8 protein-coding genes are annotated in these 20929 nt (G+C 38.7%); 6 read left to right on the top strand and 2 right to left on the bottom strand.

What is annotated here, in order from left to right:
• Positions 1-108: 108 nt before the first annotated feature.
• The 4 genes from K322_RS0114690 (at position 109) to K322_RS0114675 (ending at position 7158) form a co-directional block, all read left to right on the top strand.
• The gene (locus tag K322_RS0114690; protein WP_026627558.1) at positions 109-2511 is read left to right on the top strand and encodes a glycoside hydrolase family 95 protein; all 2403 of its coding nucleotides are present in this window, start codon (positions 109-111) and stop codon (positions 2509-2511) included.
• A 126-nt stretch (positions 2512-2637) separates the two neighbouring features.
• Positions 2638-4233, top strand: a complete 1596-nt coding sequence (locus K322_RS0114685; protein WP_026627557.1) for a glycoside hydrolase family 43 protein — start codon at positions 2638-2640, stop codon at positions 4231-4233.
• Positions 4234-4296: 63 nt separating this feature from the next.
• Positions 4297-6255, top strand: coding sequence for a glycoside hydrolase family 97 protein (locus tag K322_RS0114680; RefSeq protein ID WP_026627556.1), 1959 nt, complete (start codon positions 4297-4299; stop codon positions 6253-6255).
• Positions 6256-6288: 33 nt separating this feature from the next.
• Positions 6289-7158, top strand: coding sequence for an alpha/beta hydrolase (locus tag K322_RS0114675; RefSeq protein WP_051290834.1), 870 nt, complete (start codon positions 6289-6291; stop codon positions 7156-7158).
• A 69-nt stretch (positions 7159-7227) separates the two neighbouring features.
• On the opposite strand, the gene K322_RS0114670 is transcribed toward K322_RS0114675, so the two are convergent.
• Together K322_RS0114670 and K322_RS0114665 are read right to left on the bottom strand one after the other, a co-directional pair.
• Complete coding sequence (locus K322_RS0114670; protein ID WP_026627554.1) at positions 7228-9051, bottom strand: RagB/SusD family nutrient uptake outer membrane protein; 1824 nt, start codon at positions 9049-9051, stop codon at positions 7228-7230.
• Positions 9052-9095: 44 nt separating this feature from the next.
• Positions 9096-12218 (bottom strand): SusC/RagA family TonB-linked outer membrane protein, encoded by a 3123-nt coding sequence (locus K322_RS0114665; protein ID WP_026627553.1) that lies wholly within the window; start codon positions 12216-12218, stop codon positions 9096-9098.
• Positions 12219-13050: 832 nt separating this feature from the next.
• Between K322_RS0114665 and K322_RS0114660 the strand changes: the two genes are divergently transcribed.
• Together K322_RS0114660 and K322_RS0114655 are read left to right on the top strand one after the other, a co-directional pair.
• Positions 13051-17112 carry a hybrid sensor histidine kinase/response regulator transcription factor gene (locus K322_RS0114660; RefSeq protein ID WP_026627552.1) on the top strand — a complete coding sequence of 1354 codons (4062 nt, stop codon included), beginning with the start codon at positions 13051-13053 and terminating at the stop codon, positions 17110-17112.
• A 643-nt stretch (positions 17113-17755) separates the two neighbouring features.
• Positions 17756-20884 (top strand): SusC/RagA family TonB-linked outer membrane protein, encoded by a 3129-nt coding sequence (locus tag K322_RS0114655; protein WP_035332207.1) that lies wholly within the window; start codon positions 17756-17758, stop codon positions 20882-20884.
• The last annotated feature ends 45 nt before the right edge of the window (positions 20885-20929 follow it).

Raw genomic sequence — 20929 nt, 5'->3', positions numbered from 1 at the left:
TTTTAACTCGCCGATAATGTATGATGTCTAAATTTGTAACCAGACTAATGCCTGGATAGAAAACAAATAGGTCTGAGGCCTTAAATAAAGATCATTTATATGAAGAACATGACAATGTATGCGATATTTTCTCTCTTTATGATAGGGGGATATCTATCGGCTCAGGATTTGAAATTGCAATACTTTGAACCTGCCCGGATTTGGGAGGAGGCTTTGCCGCTTGGTAATTCACGATTGGGTGCTATGGTATATGGCATTCCTCAACGCGAGGAAATCCAGTTAAATGAAGAAACTATTTGGGGAGGACGGCCTTATCGGAATGACAACCCCGATGCATTAAACGCCTTACCCGAAATAAGACAGCTTATTTTTGAAGGAAAGAATGGAGAAGCTGATAAATTAATTAATAAAACCTTTTTTACGAAAACTCACGGGATGCCCTATCAAACGGCAGGAAGCGTGATCTTAAATTTTCCCGGACATGAAAACTATAAGGAGTATTCCCGGCAACTGGATATCAACCGTGCTGTAAGTTCTACCTGTTATAAAGTAGATGGTGTAGAGTATAGCAGAGAGATTTTTTCGTCTTTTGCGGATGATGTTATTATAATGAGAGTTACTGCGAGTGTGAAAGGAAAACTGAATTTTGATGCGGGATACATTAATCCGTCTATACACAAGATATTCAAAAAAGGCGATGCTCTTATTTTAGAAGGCAAAGGTGCGGATCACGAAGGAATAGAAGGGAAAATACGCTATCAGATTCATACTACAATAAAAAATGAAGGCGGAAAAGTTGATATTTCCGACAATAAAATAACAGTGACCGATGCTACGACTGCAATACTCTATATTTCGATCGGGACTAATTTTGTCGATTATAAATCGGTAGGAGCTGATTCTGAAATTAAGGCTGCCCGAAAACTCTTGGATGCAGAGGCGAAAGACTATTTATCTGCATTGAAACAACACGAACAAATTTACGGTAGTCAGTTTAGTCGTTTCAAACTCGATTTAGGAGGGCTGCCCAATACATCAAAGCTGAGTACAACCCAACGCATTATCAATTTTCATCAGGATCAGGATCCGGCTCTTGTTGCGTTGTTATTCCAATTTGGACGTTATTTGCTTATCTCGTCATCTCAACCCGAGGGACAACCTGCTAATTTGCAGGGGATATGGTGTAATAGTATGTATCCGGCATGGGATAGCAAGTATACCATCAATATCAATACCGAAATGAATTACTGGCCTGCCGAGGTGACCAACCTTTCGGAAACCCATGAACCTCTTTTCCGAATGTTGAAAGAGCTGAATGAGAGCGGACGTCAGACAGCTAAGGTTATGTATGGTGCGGATGGCTGGGTGGCTCATCATAATACAGACTTGTGGAGAGTAACCAGCCCGATTGATTTTGCTGCAGCCGGTATGTGGCCTACAGGAGGAGCATGGCTGAGCCAGCATCTTTGGGAGCATTATTTGTTTACCGGAGATAAAATTTTTCTGGCTGAGGTTTATCCGATACTGAAAGGTTCTGCCGACTTTTTTATGACTTCGTTGATAAAGCATCACCGATATGGTTGGATGGTAGTATCTCCTTCGGTATCGCCTGAGCACGGACCAATATCTGCGGGATGTACGATGGATAATCAGTTGGTATTTGATATTCTGAGCAGAACAGCATTAGCCAATGAAATTCTGGGAGAAGATCCTTCGTACCGTAACCAGCTGAAAGCTATGGTTGAAAAATTACCGCCTATGCAAATCGGAAAATATACTCAGCTGCAAGAATGGCTCGAGGATGTGGATGATCCTAAAAGCGATCATCGCCATGTGTCTCATTTATACGGGCTTTATCCGGGAAATCAAATTACAATGCATACCAGTCCCGAATTATTCGAAGCAGCACGCAATTCTTTGATATATAGAGGTGATATGGCTACAGGATGGTCTATCGGTTGGAAAGTTAACTTATGGGCTCGCCTTCTGGATGGTAACCATGCTTATAAAATCATTAATAACATGCTTACTCTGGCAAACAATGAAAATAAAGATGGGAGAACTTATCCTAATATGTTTACGGCTCATCCACCTTTCCAGATTGACGGCAATTTCGGGTTGACGGCTGGTGTTGCCGAAATGTTGATCCAAAGTCACGATGGTGCAGTACATATTCTGCCGGCCTTGCCCGATGCCTGGAAGAAAGGAACTGTATCGGGTATTGTAGCTCGGGGTGGTTTTGAAATTGCAATGACATGGAATGACGGTGAAGTTATGGAAGTAAAAGTATTGTCTAAGATTGGCGGTAATCTGCGCCTTCGTTCTTATGTTCCTTTATCCGGTAAAGGGCTGAAAAAAGCAAAAGGAGACAATCCCAATCCGCTTTTTGTTCCAGCCCGTATTGCTAAGCCTGTTATATCGGGAGAAGCATCCTTGAAAGGTCTCGCTCCGAAAAAAGTGTATGAATACGATACTATGACTGAGCCCGGTAAAAGTTATGTCTTTAAGTAACAGAAAGTATTCAATGATATATTTTAAAAACGACAACCTACTCTTGCTGTTATGCTTGCAAAATCAACAAATAGGTCTGAGACCTTAAATATTCTAATTGATAAACAAAAAGCAATCGTTAAAATTATGAGGAAAAATATTATCCTACTATTACTTTTAATTGGGGGTTATACTGCGCAAGGTATAGCTCAGGAGTCAACGCCGTATACCAATCCGGTAATCAATGCCGATTTTCCCGATCCATCGGTGACACGTTGCGGAGATGATTTTTATTTTGTGTCTACTACTATGCACATGATGCCGGGTGCTCCCGTTTTGAAATCGAAAGACTTAGTCAACTGGGAGACTGTAAGCTATGTGTTTGACAAATTGACCGATACTTCAAAGTACGACATGGATGGGGGGACGGTTTACGGACGTGGACAATGGGCTACTTCCATCCGTTATCACAATGGCAAGTTTTACCTGCTATTCTCTCCTAACGATGAACCGTACAGAGCTTATATTTATTCGTCATCCGATCCGGCAACCGATAAGTGGCAGCTCATTTCCAGAACTCCTCATTTCCATGATGCGTCGCTCTTTTTTGATGATGATGGCAGGGTATATGTCTTTTCAGGAACAGGTTCGCTAAGGGAATTGAAAAGCGATCTTTCCGATGTGAAAGAAGGTGGAGTGGATATGCATATATTCGAACGGGATGCCGAAGAAACCGGGTTATTGGAAGGCAGCCAAGTGGTGAAGTATAACGGAAAATATTATTTGCTGATGATTTCCTGGCCTAAAGATGGAAAACGCAGGCAGGTGTGTTATCGTGCCGATAATATTACAGGGCCGTATGAAAAGAAAATTATTCTTGAAGATAATTTTGCCGGATTTCCATATGTGGGACAAGGCTGTCTCATAGATGATAAAAACGGGAACTGGTATGCTGTTATTTTTCAGGACAGAGGAGCCATCGGGCGTGTCCCTTTGCTGATGACTTGTAACTGGATTGACGGCTGGCCTATGTTGGGTGATAAGAATGGGAAAGTTCCGGCATCGGGTACAATTCCTTTAAAATCGTATCCTGTAAAAAGCAGACTTGTGGAAAGTGATAATTTTGTTGATCCTAAGTTGAAAATCAATTGGCAATGGAATCATAATCCGATAAATGAATCGTGGTCATTGACCGAACGACCTGGTTACCTAAGGCTAAAGACCAATAGGTTAGCCGATAATTTATATGCTGCTCATAATACAATTACACAACGAATGGAAGGTCCTTTGTGTAAAGGTATTGTTGCTCTTGATCTGACTAGAATGAAAGATGGTGATGTTGCGGGATTCAGCGCATTTAACGGACATTCGGGTTTGCTTTCGATAATACAGGATGGTACTAAAAAGTATCTGACTATGTCTACCAATGTTGTAGACCTTAGTGAAAAAGAAAAAGCAATACTAAATGTTGAAGCTGTCGAAAAAGAACGCGTAGAGTTAAAACAAAATACCGTGTATCTGCGTATCAACTGTGACTTAAGACTCAATAGCGATATGGCAACATTTTATTACAGTCTCAACAATAAAGATTGGGTAAAGATAGGTTCGGATTTTAAAATGATATTCGATTACCGGAAACTCTTTATGGGAACACGTTTTGCCATATCCAATTACGCTACAAAAAAAGCGGGAGGATATGTAGATGTGGATTTCTTTTCATACGAAAACTGGTCTGATAAATAGTGCTGATTCAATGCAGAACGGTGTTTCCCCTTCTGTTATTTAATTGATGATAAAAAACAAGACATGAAGATAAAATTATATGGAATATTAATCTTGCTGATATCGCAAGTATTTACTGCCGTTCTATGCGGACAGGAAAAAACAGTATACAGCCCTGATCGTAACCTTGCTGTGACACTATTGATCAAAGGGGGAAAACCTCTATATACAGTGACTTACAAAAACAAGGTAATGTTGGAAAAATCTCCTTTGGGGTTGAAAACGAATGAAGGAGATCTTAGCACTGGTGTTAGTTATGTGAATAGTAAAACCGATGTGGTAAGTAAAGAATATGAACAGGAAAAGATAAAGAAATCGAAAATCAATTATCAGGCTAATGTATTGATTTATACTGTTGAAAATACTGAAAAGCAACAACTGAGTATTCGTTTTCAGGTGAGTGACAATGATATTGCATTCCGTTACGAACTTCCGGAGTGGGGAGAGCGTCTTTGCTATGTAATAAAAGAGGAAGTGACCGGATATAAATTTCCGGTTAAAACGACCACCTTTTTGTCATCGATGATGGGAGAAATGGGAGCTTTTGCCCGTACATCTCCGAGTTATGAGAGCGGATATACAAATGATGAACCTGTGGTCAAATCGCTGGGTAATAAAAATGGATATGTGTTTCCCGGGTTGTTTCATGTGGGTGATGATGGTTGGGTATTGCTTTCCGAAACCGGAGTAAATAGTCTTTATTGTGCGTCTCATCTGGGTGTTGGTGATACCGAAGGCCTTTATACTGTTCAGTATCCTGATCCGGCTCAGAATAATGGATTTGGCAGCAGTATGGTGCAGTTGTCACTACCGGGTGTTACCCCTTGGAGAACCATTACCGTAGGCGAAACGCTCAAACCGATTGTCGAAACGACTATTCCGTTTGATGTTGTAGAACCTCTTTACAAGTCGGTTCAGCCGAATAAATACGGACGTGCTACATGGAGTTGGATAGTGTGGCAGGATAACAGTATGAACTGGGACGATCAGGTGAAATTTATAGATCTGGCGGCTCAGCTCAAATTCGAATATATACTTATTGATGCTTTGTGGGATAAGAATATAGGGTATGACCGTATGAAGGATTTAATTAAGTATGCAAAGAGCAAAGGTGTTGATGTCTTTTTATGGTATAATTCGAATGGCGGATTTAATGATGCGTTTCAGACTCCCCGAAATAAGATGAATACATCCATAGCTCGTAAAGCCGAGATGAAATGGCTTAAAGAGGTGGGAGTGAAAGGGCTTAAAGTTGATTTCTTTGGTGGTGATAAGCAAGAAACCATGAGGCTGTATGAGGATATCCTTTCGGATGCGAATGATTATGGGCTGATGATTATATTTCATGGCTGTACATTACCGAGAGGGTGGGAGCGTATGTATCCCAACTATGTGGGAAGCGAAGCTGTATTGGCATCGGAGATGCTTATCTTTTCGGAGGATGTACGAATGAGTGAGGCTTTTTTTGCATCGCTGCATCCGTTTATACGTAATACTGTCGGCTCGATGGAATTCGGAGGTGTTCTTCTGAATAAATATTTGAATAAGGGTAATGAAGGAAGTGCAAAGCGATTGACTACCGATGCCTTTCAACTGGCTACATCCGTATTATTTCAGAATCCGATACAGATGTTTGGAATTACACCTAACAATCTGACTGATGTACCTGCTTTTGAGATCGATTTTATGAGAAAAGTACCAACAACATGGGACGAAACGTTATTTATAGATGGCTACCCCGGTAAATATAGTGTAATAGCCCGCCGTCATGGAAACGAATGGTATATTGCCGGGGTTAATGCAGAATCTCAGCCATTGAAATTAAAGTTGAATCTGCCTATGTTTGCTAACAAAAAGGCAAATTTATATCACGATGATAAAAATAATAACCCTCAGTTTACACCACTTGATGTAAATGCAAAAGGTGAGTTTGAAGTGACTATGCAGTCTAAAGGCGGCTTTGTTTTGAAATCTGTAAATTAGAGTGTTGTAAATCTTAAATATGAATGTAAGATTATGAAAATAAAATATTTACTGCCATTGTTATTATTAACCTCATTTTATACAGAGGTTTCGGGTGTCGAAAAATCGAAGGTTAAATCATATATTGATAATGATTATACGTGTCCGCCTAACTATGAAGTTAAGCAGGATGGTGTAATGTATGGAGAAATAAAAGCGATTAGTTATTATTCTCCATTAGCGGGTGCAGACAGAAAGGCGAATATAATTCTTCCTCCCGATTATGACAAAGGCAAGAAATATCCTGTCCTGTATCTTTTACATGGAATAGGGGGCAATGAGAATGAATGGCTGGACGGAAAGCCGGATGAAATCATCAGTAATTTATCAGCTCAGGGTAAAGCAAAGGAGATGATAATTGTTATTCCTAATATCAGCGTTGTTTTGAAAGGTGAAAGTCCTGCGGAATATATGACACCTGCCCATCATAAACAGTTTGATAACTTTCTGTCGGAAATGAAAACGGTTTTACTTCCCTATATCGAAAAGAATTATCCCGTTCTGAAAGGACGGGACAACAGGGCTGTTGCCGGACTTTCTATGGGGGGGAGGTCTGCTCTTCATGTAGGTATTAATATGATAGATGATTTTGCCTATATCGGCGCTTTTACTCCCGCTCCCGGTGTGTTGAATAATCTGTTTACAGCAGAGACTCTTACCTTGCCTGAGGTATATCGGAAAACAACATTATTGATGATAACCAAAGGTTCGAGAGATGATGTTGTAGGTGATAACCCTGAGAATTACAGTAGTGCATTAAGTAAGAATGGAGTTGATCACATCTACTTCGTTTTGCAGGGAGGTCATTGGTGGGATGTATGGAATCCCTCACTTTATAACTTTGCTAGAAGAATATTTCAGTAGTTTATTAAAATGTAAAAGGGGCTGTAAACCAGCCCCTTTTTTATTTTTGTGAATTGTTATGATTTTTATTTAATTCGCATCATTTCCTTTCATATTAGTATTCGTTGAAAGCTCGGATGATGGAATCGGCACACGTAAATGCTTTTTGTAAGAGAACTGTATTGTTCCTGTCAATCCGGTTTGTTCTACTTGCAGGGCATTCTTGTTAATCAGATTATTCAATATGGATGCAGCATCCGGATCGTTAGGGTTATTATACCATCTCATTATGTTGAAGAAACGCCATCCTTCCCAGTATAATTCTACAGAATACTCGTGTTTGAGCAGGCGGCGCAAAGTATTTATCTTGGTTCCTTCGCTGATAACGGTTCCAGAGCCCGATACTACTCGTCCTAGTATAGGACTTGCCGTCAACAATGCTTCGGCAGTAGGCAGTTTACCTGTTCCAGTAGCATAAAACATGTCTTTGTCTGCATCAGTGGGATTGCTCATTTGTTTATTGGCTCTTTCTCTTACTTTGTTTATATATGTCAGAGCAGTCGCTTCATCTCCTGTTTCGATACAGCATTCGGCGTACATTAGCAGTACATCAGCATATCGAATCAATCTGTCATTGATACCGCTTTTTCCGGCATCGCTTACATACTGATCTTCGCCATACTTTCTCACTCCGAACCATTTACCTTTCCATTCGTCAAAAGTTCCTCCGCTGAATAGAGCATCATAACCGATCCACGAACCTGATTTTCCTTTGTATTTGGCTCCGCTAGGTATCCATAATCCTTGATATGCCCGGGGATCGATAATCTTGCCATCTGTGTCCCGTTCAAATTCGTAATATAAGGCAAGAGAGGGTTGTCCGTTCCACCAACGTCCGGATTCTGATGAATTAGGTGCTGTTAGTTCAATCTGTCTCCAAGTGTTTTGTCCTGATATAGTCCAACTGCCGATATCACCGTTGGCGACAGGGTTATATCCGTCTGTATCTAAGCTTTTTGAAAATTGAACTTCGAAGAGAGACTCTCCGTTGTTCTCATTGTCTTCCGATCCGTTGTCCCTGTAGTTGTTTACAAGGCTGTATTCGCCGGATTGTATAATTTGATAAAGGACATCTTTTGCCAGAGTCCATTCTGCATCACCGGCCTTAGCATTACCGTCAAGTATAGGGCGAGCCATGTAGGCTTTAGCCAGATAGGCAAGTGCCGAGCCTTTTGTTGCCCTTCCCTGATTATCGGAGTTCGCATACACAACAGAACGAACGGGTAGGAGTTGTGCTGCATCCTTAAAGTCGGCTATCATATTCTGATAGATAACTCCCGGATCAGAGGGACCTTTCTTATAGTCGGAACCTCCCGTAGCAGTATAGTCTCTATCGGGAATTTCATCACCCCAGAAGTATACAAGATAAAAACGGCTTAGTCCCCGTAAGAATATAGTTTCACCCATTAGTCTGTCATATAGTGATTTATCTTCCTCTTTAGATAGATCGAAAGCTCCGTCCTGATTTATCTTTAATCTTTCAATGGCAAGATTTGCCGCATATTGAAGAACATACAGATCCTGATAAGTTAGCGACATAAATTCATTATCGGATTGTACTACATACTGAGACATATTAGCTGATGCTGTTTCTCCAGCAGCAGCTCCACTTGTGTATGTATATTCGTCGCTTCGGGCATTAAGCATAAAGGGCATACAGCGTGTCCATCCGCCGCCTCTTTGCAGAATATTATATGCCCCGTTGACAGCATATGTAAGATGTTCTTTGGTATTATAGTAGTTGACATCGCTTTCTGCCATTGGATTGGCATAATCCATATTGGGCTCGCAGCCCGAAAATGCCAGCATGGTTGCACCCAAAAGAGTACCTATATATAATTTCACTTTTTTCATCGTGTATTGATTTTACTGTTTTAAGGTCTCAGACCTATTTGATTTTAGAATGTTAATTGTAATCCCGCGAAAAATTCACGTTGGCTCCAGTAGGTATCCGAAGAGTAATAGACTGTTCCGTCTACACCACGGTTAAGAGTAGACCCGCCATTTGGAACTTGAGGATCAAACATACTGTAATCAGTAATGGTAAACGGATTTTTAACCCCTGTATAGACACGAAGTTTATCAACCGACAATTTCTTTAATAAATTTTTCTGGAATGTGTATCCCAGCGTTATGCGGTTGCATCGGAAGTAAGAACCGTTTTCGATAAAGTAATCCGAGGCATTCTGGTGATTGTTGTTCGGGTCATTCAATACTGCACGTGGAACGGATGTATTGGTATTGGCCGGTAATGTAATTTTTTCTCCCCCTGCGGTTGTAAATGTCACATCGTTAGCACGGAAACGGTTTTTCATGTCTGTCATTTGATTTTTAGCGGCAAAACCTCCTAACAGCGTAGATTTCCAGTTATTATAAATATCATAACCGAAATCTCCCTGAAAGAGCATCGAGAAGTCAAAGCCTTTGTAATCGAAAGAGAGGTTTAAGCCTAATGAATAGTCGGGTGTTGAAGAGCCTATAAATGTTTTATCGGCATCAGATATGGATCCATCTCCGTTAATATCCACGTATTTGAGATCCCCTGCTTTGGCAGCTGCCTGTAGGCGTTCTCCTTTGTCGTTTACATAATTGGCTGCTTCTTCATCCGTTTTGAACAATCCATCTGTTTTATATCCCCAAAATTGAGCGACTGATCTGCCTGTTACTGTTCGGGTAACGTTTGCCCCCGTATTGATATTACCTCCTGCTAACGATTCGTTATCGCCTAAGCTGGTTACTTTGTTGCGGTATAAGGAAAATATAGGAGTGACGCTGAAGTTAAAATCATCACCAATCTTATCACGATAAGTGGTCGTTAGTTCTATCCCCCAGTTTGTCATACTGCCGACATTCATCCATACCGAATTGGGTGTTCCCGCTGATTTTGGAAGCTGTACATTCAAAAGCATATCGGTAACCTTACGGTTATAATAGTCGAAGGTCACAGTTAATTTGTTGCTCAAAGCATCAAGGTCAAAACCAAAACCTGCATCACGGGTTGTTTCCCATGTAAGAGATTTGTCTGCAAATGTTTCCGGTAGAGGAGCTGCTGCATTAGAGTCTGCCGCATTACCTGAGCTTTGATTTGGTCCGAATGTATAATAACGGTTATTGGTTTCGACTACCGATTGATAGTCATAATATCCTACTGCTCCGGCACTACCGATCCAGCCGAGTGTTGCACGTAGTTTTAGATTATCAAGCCATTTAGACGTTGGTTCTTTAAACCAAGGCTCTTCACTGATTCTCCATCCTGCGGAGAATGAAGGGAAATATCCCCATCTTTTGCCTTTTGCAAACTTAGAGGATTCATCTGCACGGAAATTGGCTGTCAGCATATATTTACTGTTATATGAATACATAATTCTGGCTAAATAAGAATAGTATGCCAGATTAGACCAAGAACTGCTAACAGTTACAGCATTGGGAAAATTACTTTCAGGTCCGAAATCCGAATGTTCATTGCTTTGTCCGGTATTTGTTGTCGACCATGCTTCAAAGGTTTCCGAGACAATACCCGCAACCCCGCCCAGAGAATGATTTCCAAATGTTTTATCGAAGGTGAGCAAATGTTCTAATACTTTATGATTGTTTCCTCCTTTGCTGGTTGACTGGTAATTGTAATTCTGACGGGACGCTCCTAAATCATATTGAGGTATCAGTTCTGCATCGTTATTGCGATATGTCGAATAAGTATAAGTAAGTCTGTATTTCAACCAATCAAAAAGCTTTATTTCTCCGAAAATACTACCCAGGGCTTTGGTGTTTGAGTTATGTTGTCTTTGGTTGTGTAAAAACCACGCCTGATTTGACAGGTCATTGCCATCTAACTCGTTTACCCCCGTTTTATAAAAACTGCCATCTTCGTTATACACAGGAAGATTAGACGGAAGCATCAACATATTCATCAAAGATGCACCTCTATATATTTTCGACTTGTAAATGCTTGCCTGAACACGTCCTCCGTATGTTAACCTGCCTTTTGTGCCTTCTACATTGGCATAAATATTCTTTTCATTGTTATTATTTGTTTTAATGTCGTTTTCATCTTTTTTGTATGTCGCTCCAAGCCGGTAGTTTGCGAATTTGCTGGCTCCGCTGATTGATAAATCGTACTTTTGATAAACAGAACTGCTGAAATATTGATTCCTCCACTCTGTATCGGCAAGCGGATTGCTGGGGTTAGAATTGTTGGTCGGAACAATTTTGTTCCATGTTCCGTTTGCAATTGATGCTGCATCAGATGAATTGTAATACAATTCGTTAACATAAATACCATAATCATAGGCATTCATCATATTTATCTTTTTGGCAACGCTTCCTGTACCAACATATGTGTTGAAGTTGATTTGAGGTGTGCCTTCTTTCCCTTTTTTGGTCGTTACTACGATAACCCCATTAGCACCCCGTACACCATAGATGGCACATGATGCTGCGTCTTTCAATACCTGAATGGTTTCGATTTCATCTTCATTAGGAATAGTTCCGTCAATTAAGCCATCGACAACCCATAAAGGATCGGTATTACCAGTGATGGAGCTTGTTCCTCTGATGCGGATTTTGCCTCCTGATACATTTACACCGGCGGTGCTGCCTTGCAGTGCTTCGGTTATACCTCCCGGTGCTTTCAGTACTTCTTCGGGGTTTAAGGTTGCAATTGAAGATGTGAGATCGGCTTTCTTTTGTTTTCCATATCCAACCACCACAACATTATCAAGAACATGTTCAGCATCGGTCATTTGTATCGAAATTTCCGTCTGATTTCTAACAGGAACCTCAAGCGAAGAGTATCCCAGATAAGACACAACTAATATCGCGTCCGGCTTTGCTGTAATTGAGAATTTTCCGTCCAGATCTGAAACTGTTCCGACAGTAGTACCTTTTATGACAATCGATGCTCCGATAATAGGTTCGTTATCAGCTGCCGAAGTCACTTTTCCATAGACACTTCTGTCTTGCCCCCATGCATTGGACAAAGCATAGAGAAAAAGCATTAATAGGGTAAATAATTTAGTCTTCATACAATTGAGATTTAGTGTTTTTGGGGTTCATATTTTAAAATTGCAATTGGTTTGTTGTTCATCATATTATTAGAGGAATGCAGCTTTTTTAGATATTTGTATATGTTGACTCTAAATGTTTTAGTTAAAAGAGATCTACTCTAATTAAAGATAAGTTCTGCATGCGATTGTTTTATATAATCTGGTGGCGTTTAGATTTACTCACATGGTTTTAGGAATCAGAGCTGGTTATGGCAAATGTATTGAAGATAGAGCCTGTATATATCAAAAAATGTTACATTTATTTTGCATTATGTAACATTGTTGATGCAAAGCGTTGCATCATCTATCGAAGATATACCACCTCTGAATTGTGGCTGTTTAAGAGCCTTTATTGAATGGGCTTTATTCGTTTTTTGTCGAAATTAATATAAGTAACCTAAAGTATTTAATAATATATTTTAGGCTTGTAATATATTTTGGTTGTTTTGTCTATCAAACCAATAAATAGGTCATAGACCTTAATTTATCTATATTCAGGTAAGGTTATTTTATTTATAATATTTAATCCCATTGATATCTTGATTATCGAAATTGTAACAAAATAAGAGGAGGTTGTTATATTAGCAATAGATATTGTAACATTATTTCTTGTAATATTTATAGAGCAGTAGTAGCTTTGTTTTAGATGTAATATACTTGATATTCTTAGTTATTAAAAGACATGGCTGTCACTCTGATTTTCTTTTAGACTATGCATTTATTACCTATTTTTGATAAATAAAGATCTATTGAATGATTGTTAATCCTTGGAATCAGGCTATGTATTTAAACCATTATACTATTACACTCAATGTTACCTAAATCTATTCTTTTCTCTCTGTTCTTTTTATTATCTGTATTGTCCCAAGGGCAGTCGGGGAAATTATTTACGACAGACATGGAGCTATCCAGCAGTCTGATAAATGAAGTATATCAGGATCGAAATGGTATTATATGGATTGCGACAGAAGATGGATTGAACAGATACGATGGATCTAAATTTATTACATATAAGCATAATAAAACTGAAAAGAATTCATTACTAAGTAACTATGTTCGTTTGCTTTTCGAAGATAAGCAGGGGCATTTTTTTGTTGGTTCACTAAATGGATTACAAATCTATGATTATGCGAAGGATACTTTTATCGAAGTTCCGTTGCTGCTCGAAGGTGATGTGAAATATTCAGCACATGTATTTTATATGTTGGAGCGAAAAAACGGGGATATTTTGGTTGCAACTTCGGGACAAGGGCTTTTTGTAATAAAAAAAAATGCAAGTGGATTTTACGCCAAGCAGGTAAAAGCAATGGTGCCTAGTTTTATGCTGACTTATCTCTTTGAGGATGATAAGCAAGATTTATGGATATCAACACAAGATAAAGGACTATTGCGAATAACTAATGAGAATAAAGTAAATATATATCCCAACTTCAAAGAATTTGGAGGGAATAATGTTTTCTGTATTTGCCAGGATCGAAATGGCAATTTGTATGTGGGAAGTCTGGGAAAGGGTTTATACATATTTGATCGGGCGAAAAATTCGTTCTCTGCAATTTCATATACCGAGAACCCTAATCTGCCGATAAAGACCCTTGTACCAAGCAATGACGGTAAAATTTACATAGGAACTGATGGGAACGGACTTAAGGTCTTTGACCCTATAACCCGAAAAATCACTGATAAAAAGTTCTCGATAAATTCTTTCGATTCGTCCAGATCAAAAGTACATTCTATAATAGAAGATAAAGCCGGAAACATTTGGATTGGAATTTTTCAGAAAGGAGTCATGTTACTTCCCGGACAGACTAATGACTTTAAGTATTTGGGATATAAATCATCTGTTGGTAATATTATAGGGAATGCTTGTATAATGTCTATTTGTCAGGATCATGAGGGCACATTATGGGTTGGAACGGATAATGACGGCATATATGGTATTACACCTGAAGGAAAGCTCAAAGCTCATTTCCAGCATACTCTCGATCCGAGGTCTGTACCTTCTACTATTATGTGTATATACGAAGATTCGGAACGTAATCTGTGGATAGGTTCATATTTGAATGGTGCCGCTACTTTGAACAGGGAGACCGGAAAATGTGAATATTTATCGGACCTTATCGATGTTAATTCAAATGTTGCTCAGCGGATATATAGCTTTGCCGAAGATAAGGACCATCATCTTTGGATCGGTTCAATGGGATCAGGTATATTCTGCCTAAACTTAAAGACCCATAAAGTGACGAACTACGATATTCTGAAAGATGTTGATAACAGGGGGGATATTAACATGCTGCATAATAGTTGGATAACGAACCTGCTTACCACCAGAAATGACAAATTATATATTGGTACTTATGATGGGTTAAGCTGTTTTGATTTGAAAACCAAAAGCTTTTTATCTACTTATGGTTTCAATAGGTTAATGGCTGGCATTATTATATACACCATATTTGAAGATAGCAGCGGAGTCATTTGGGTTGGAACATCAGAAGGGTTGAAATATATAGATGATAAGACTCACGAAATATCGACTTTAACTATGGACGATGGACTTCCTAGTAATACTATCTGTAGTATAGAGGAAGATCGAAACCGGAATTTATGGATCAGCACAAATTTTGGTATATCGAAAATGAATCTCGATACTCATGATTTTATCAATTATTATGCCGATGACGGTTTGTATGGGAATGAGTTTAGTAAAGGAGCTTCTCTTGTCGATAGAAAAGGACAAATAGTGTTCGGAGGTATAAGTGGTATTACTTCCTTTGTTCCAGAACGGATTATTTCGGAGAAAAGGAGACTGGATATAGTAATAACCGATTTTTATATTCATGACAAGGCCGTAAAAGAAGGAATGAAGTCCGGTGCTTTTGATATAATAAATACTTCGGTAATGAAAGCTACTGAATTTCATTTATCGAATTTAGATAACTCTTTTTCTATAGAGTTTTCCGCCATGGAATTTAATAATCCCGAGCGCATAGTTTATTCTTATTCGATAAATGATGATATCTGGATAAATCTCGCTCCCGGAGCTAACCGGGTTGCATTTGATAATCTGTCTCCCGGAAAGTATCATTTCAAGGTGAAAGCAAAGGATTATAATACTTATTCGCCGGTCAAAGAGATTCTTATCGTTATTTATCCTGCTTGGTATTGGTCATTATGGGCTAAGTTAGTTTATTGTTTGTTAGCTATACTTATTATCCTTATTCTGATAAAACAATTCAGACATCGTTATTATACTCGATTGGAATTGCAAAAACATGAACAGGAGAAACAGATTGATGAGGCTAAGCTACAGTTTTTTATGAATGTATCGCATGAGATAAGAACTCCTATTTCTTTAATAATAAATCCATTGAAAAAGCTGATGACAGCCGATAAAGATCACATACGGCAGAAGTCTTATCTTACTATGTTCCGTAATTCGGAACGTATTTTATCTCTTATAAATCAACTGATGGATATACGTAAGATAGATAAAGGACAGATGACTCTCAAATTTCAGTCAGTAGAGATGGTTGGATTTATCGACGACTTGTGTAGTATTTTTGAAGAGGAGTTTCAATCTAAAAATATCAGTTTTAGTTTTCATCATGACATGAATGATTTATATGCTTGGATTGCTCCAAAGAATTTTGATAAAGTAATACTGAACACCCTATCCAATGCCTTGAAGTTTACACCAGATGATGGCAAAATAGATATATACCTCAACACAGCTATAGATGAGAATCGCAGTGATCAGTTGAGCCAATATATCGAAATTATAGTTTCTGATAATGGTTTTGGTATCAATGAAAGTGAAGTTGAGTCTATCTTTAAACGATTTTATCAGTCGCAGAATAATCCGGATATAATTGGGGAAGGTACAGGTATTGGTCTGCATTTAGCCCGATCAATAGTGCAACTTCATCATGGGGAGATCACTGCCGAAAATAATAAAGAAGAGAGAGGTTGTCGGTTTATTATCCGTATACCACAAGGCAAAGAACATTTGCTACCTGAAGAAATAGACAATACGATATCGGAAAAGCAGTCGTATACCGATAAAGCTCAGGTAATATCTATTATACCGGATGGCGAAGAAGATCCAAAAGTGAGGGCGAAGACCAAATACCGCATATTAATAGTTGATGATGATAAAGATATCCGAAAATATATATCCGAAGAGTTATCCGGAGAATACCATGTGTTAGAAAGTGTTAACGGAAAAGAAGCATTGTCTGTGATATTAGACAAGACTCCGGATATTGTAATCAGCGATGTACTAATGCCCGAAATGGATGGTATAACCCTGTGTCGCAAAATCAGGCAGAATGTAAATATCAATCATTTGCCTGTTATATTATTGACAGCTAAATCGAAGGATGAAGATAATCTGAAGGGGCTTGAAACAGGAGCGGATGCCTATATCGTCAAACCATTTAGTATTGAAATATTAAAAGAATCAGTCAGGAATATACTCAGAAATAGAGAGATATTAAAGAATAACTTTAGTGGAAACCAGCAGCAGAGAGATAAAGTACGCAAAATAACCATGAAGTCTGCAGATGAAAAGCTCTTGGAAAAAGTGATGGACATCATAAATAAGAATATAAGCAATCAGGATTTGAATGTTGAAATGATAGCTACTAAAATAGGTATTAGCCGGGTACATTTACATCGAAAACTCAAAGAATTGACGAACCAATCGACTCGCGATTTTATTCGGAATATTCGTTTACAGCAAGCGGCAGAACTGTTATCAAGTAAAAAACTGACCATAATGGAAGTGGCCCAAGCTGTTGGGTTTTCGAATGCATCGTATTTTTCGAATGCCTTTAAAGAGTTTTATGGAATATCCCCAACAAGCTATGGGGGATAAGAGTTGAGTTGGTTTTATGTTTGTTTCGTAGAGTAATTTGAGTTAGTATCATAGCCGATGATTGTTGTAGGCTATGATATTTTTTTGTTGCATGCTCTGATTAGATAATATTAAGTCTGAAAAGTCGCTTTGGGTTTATGTATTTTATACTTTTCTCGTGATAATACTACATATAGTCTGAATTATTTTCAATAATTTAAATAGGTGGTTAATATTTTGGTATATAGTGTATTATGTTCTGTTTGTGTATTGCTGTCAATAGATAATGTAACATCGTTCAAAAAGATGTTACATAACCGTAAAAAGCTGTAACATCAATCTGTTTTATTTAGTATTTCTCCGAATATTTTTGTCAGGAAAGGAGTAAAGGGCTTGCCCTACTCATCATTAATCTAAAACCTATTTTTTACTATGAAAGATGAAAGTTGACCTCTTAAGAAATTTCCCAATTCAGAGAAAATGTATCCTGTTATATATCGTATTGTACAAATTAACAAAACACTTCTTGACAGCTAGAGCTGGCGAATTATATGTAACAAGGAAATGATTGTAAAAACTAATTTAAATAACACATTAAATACGTTATTCTAATGAGAAAGAGAGAAATAGACCAAAGTATTATTCATACCTTAAATTAATAGCGATGGAAAACAAAAAAATGAGGATTCTAAAGATTCCTTACTTTATTTTATTTCTGCTTTGCAGCTGCTTTACAGTTCATGCACAGGATAAAGTGACAGTAAATGGAATTATTGTTGATGAGACAGGAGAGCCTGTCATAGGTGTCAGTGTCATCTTAAAGGAAGACCGAAAAATAGGGACAGTTACGGATATGGATGGTAACTTTTCACTTACAGTTCCAAACATAAAGGGAACTCTGGTCATTTCATATATCGGTATGAAACCTTTAGAAGTTAAGATTGATGGGCGTAGAACTTCTCCTTTGAGAATTGTACTTGAAGAAAATACCGGACAATTAGATGAAGTCATTATTGTCGGTTATGGCCAACAACGAAAAGCTAGTGTAGTAGGAGCTATAACACAAACTTCAGGTAAGGTGCTGGAACGGACAGGTGGCGTATCCGATATCGGATCGGCTTTAACCGGTAATCTTCCCGGTGTGACAACTACAGCAAGTACCGGTATGCCCGGAGAAGAAGATCCCCAGATCGTAATTCGTGGAGTGAGTTCATGGAACAGCAGTTCGCCATTAGTATTGGTAGATGGTATAGAACGTCCGATGAGCAGCGTGGATATTCATTCGGTAGAATCCATTTCGGTACTGAAAGATGCTTCTGCTACAGCCGTATATGGAGTGAAAGGTGCTAATGGCGTAATTCTCATTACAACCAAACGCGGAGCAGAAGGTAAACCTATTATAACCGGAGGTGCGAGTGTAGCTGTAAAAGTGCCTTCAAAACTACCGGGTAAACTAGATTCTTACGATGCTCTTATGCTGCGTAATAGGGTTATTGAAAGTGAATTAGGTTTAAGTCCTGATTCATGGTACAGTATGACTCCGCAGAGTATTATAAATAAATATCGGTATCCTGCTAATTTAGAAGAAAGCGAACGCTATCCGAATGTCGATTGGGCAGATTGGATGTTTAAAGATTATGCCGTATCTGAAAATGTGAATGTAAATATCAGTGGCGGAACCAAATTCGTTAAATATTTTGCTGCTGTAGATTATCAACATGAAGGAGACTTGTTCAAATCTTACGATAATGGTCGTGGGTATAAAACAACTTATGGATATGACCGTATCAATATGAGGAGTAATCTGGATTTTCAATTAACAAATACAACCACGCTGAAGGCCAATATTGCGGGATCGAGCGGTGTGAAACAAGGACCTCGTACCGACTATGAATTCTATATGTGGGGAAGTGCCTATAGCACACCTCCTAACTCTTTCTTACCCCGATATTCAGACGGAACTTGGGGGTATGATCCTGATGGGAATGCAAGTAACTCTGTTGCAACAATGGCTCTTTCCGGAACGAATACCAGAACTACAACACGTCTTACTACGGATTTTACTCTAGAGCAGGATTTGAAATTTTTGCTGAAAGGGTTAAAGGTTAAAGGCTTAATATCCTGGGATAATACATTTCTGGAAGAAAAGAGAGGTATTGATAATGGTTTTAACGACTCGCAATACAAATACATTGATCCGAATACAGGACAAGTCACTTATAAAAACTCTTACGATGGAAGTATGTTCGATTTTCGGGAGATAATAGGATGGCTTCCTTCTGGTGGAGAAGTGAATAACAATGAAACGCAGCGTAACTTATACTATCAGGGTCAAATAAATTATAATAACACATTTGGAAAGCATACGGTCGGGGGAATGGGAATCTTCAGCCGACAAGAAACCGCTAAAGGAAGTGAAGTGCCCCATTATAGAGAAGACTGGGCATTTAGGGCAACTTATGATTATGCAGGCAGGTACTTTTTTGAATATAACGGAGCATACAACGGTTCTGAAAAATTCAGTCCCAAAAACCGCTTTGCATTTTTCAATTCAGGAGCTATCGGCTGGATGATCAGCGAAGAACGATTTATGAAACCTCTTAAGTTTATAGATATGCTCAAATTGAGAGCATCTTATGGCGAAATCGGAGATGATAATGTTAGTACCCGTTGGCTGTATATGACACAGTGGGAATATGGCGGCGATCCATCTGGTATTATGACAGGACTGTATAATTCGAACAGCCCGTACACTTGGTATCGGGAATCGACTGTTGGTAATGAGGATATTCATTGGGAAACAGTAAGGAAGTTCAATTTCGGTATAGATTATTCGGTGGTAAACGGTTTATTCTCCGGAAGTCTTGAGTTTTTCAGGGATAAACGTAATGATATATTGATCTCGGGGAGCGATCGTTCTACTCCTTCTTACTTCGGAGGTACGACTAAAGCTCCATATGCAAATCTTGGGCGTGTGCGCACTACCGGATATGAGTTGGAATTACGTTTCAACAAAATAATCAATAACGACATCCGTTTATGGGCCAATCTAAATATGACACATTCGAAAGATGTAATTCTGGAAAGAGACGATCCCGCTTTATTGCCCGAATATCAGAAAAAAGCAGGAAAGGCTATCGGACAAACCTATTCTTATGTAGATGCAGGATATTATAATACTATAGATGAACTGTATGGTAGTACTGAGTTTTCAACGAATAATAATCAAAAACTACCCGGAGGATACAATATTCTGGATTATAATGGTGATGGAGTTATCGACACATATGATAATATCCCTTATGGATATTCTTCTAATCCTCAGAATACTTATAGTGCTTCATTTGGGGTCGATTGGAAAGGATGGAACTTCTTTATGCAGTTTTATGGGGTAAATAATGTGACTCGTCAGGTTGTATTCACTACGTTTTCGAAACAACAGCTGATTGCCTACGACGAGGGTTCTTACTGGAGTAGTGATAATACCAATGCTGATGTTCCTCTCCCTCGCTGGGGATCTACTACCAGTGAGTATTACACCGGAACAAGGTATTTCTATGATGGGTCTTATATTCGATTGAAAAACATAGAGTTGGGTTATACATTCCGCAATAATTGGGTTAAAAAGATAGGGCTTGCCGATCTCAAATTTTATATAAACGGCAACAACCTTTGGCTATGGACCCGTATGCCCGATGACCGTGAATCTAATTTTGCAGGAACGGGGTGGGCTTCTCAAGGGGCATATCCAACAGTAAAGCGTATCAATCTGGGAATCAAATTTACTTTATAAGTAAAGGACGTATTTAAGATATACTTTTAGTTTATAACAGGCTTT

The sequence above is a fragment of the Indolivaga capnocytophagoides DSM 22835 genome (assembly GCF_000426485.1).
Classification (GTDB): domain Bacteria; phylum Bacteroidota; class Bacteroidia; order Bacteroidales; family Dysgonomonadaceae; genus Dysgonomonas_A; species Dysgonomonas_A capnocytophagoides.
The sequence above is the reverse complement of the archived record's forward strand: the minus strand, read 5'-3'. Positions and strand labels throughout refer to the sequence as shown.